Raw genomic sequence first — 703 nt, forward strand, 5'->3', positions numbered from 1 at the left:
GACTTTACCATCGGCAAAGCMTCRAGCATCACTGCCGTTACGATCAACGGCGGTCCGTTCACCTATACCGGCGCCGCCATCGAGCCGGCAACAGTCAGCGTAACGGGAGCGGGAGGACTGAATCTGACTCCAGCAGCCTCCTACGGMARCAACACCAATGCGGGRACAGCCTCTGCCAGCTATACTTTTGCGGGCGACGCCAACCATGAGGGCAGCAGCGACAGCAAGGACTTTRCCATCGGCAAAGCCTCAAGCATCACTGCCGTTACGATCAACGGCGGCCCGTTCACCTATACGGGTTCCGCCATCGAGCCGGCAACAGTCAGCGTAACGGGAGCGGGAGGACTGAACATGTCACCAGCGGCATCCTACGGCAGCAACACCAATGCGGGAACAGCCTCTGCCAGCTACGCTTATGCGGGGGACGCCAACCATGAGGGCAGCAGCGACAGCAARGACTTTACCATCGGCAAAGCMTCRAGCATCACTGCCGTTACGATCAACGGCGGTCCGTTCACCTATACSGGYKCYGCCATCGAGCCGGCRACWGTCAGCGTAACGGGMGCGGGAGGACTGAATCTGACTCCAGCAGCCTCCTACGGCAGCAACACCAATGCGGGGACAGCCTCTGCCAGCTACGCTTATGCGGGGGACGCCAACCATGARGGCAGCAGCGACAGCAAGGACTTTACCATCGGCAAAG

The 703-nt window shown here is 60.3% G+C and carries 1 protein-coding gene; it reads left to right on the forward strand.

The window, feature by feature from the left end; translation table 11 throughout:
• The coding region (locus AC1DVP_RS21320) for a hypothetical protein (RefSeq protein WP_477185478.1) at positions 1 to 703 on the forward strand (703 nt) is incomplete at both ends.

The organism is Flavobacterium sp. P3_A6 (genome assembly GCF_056403035.1).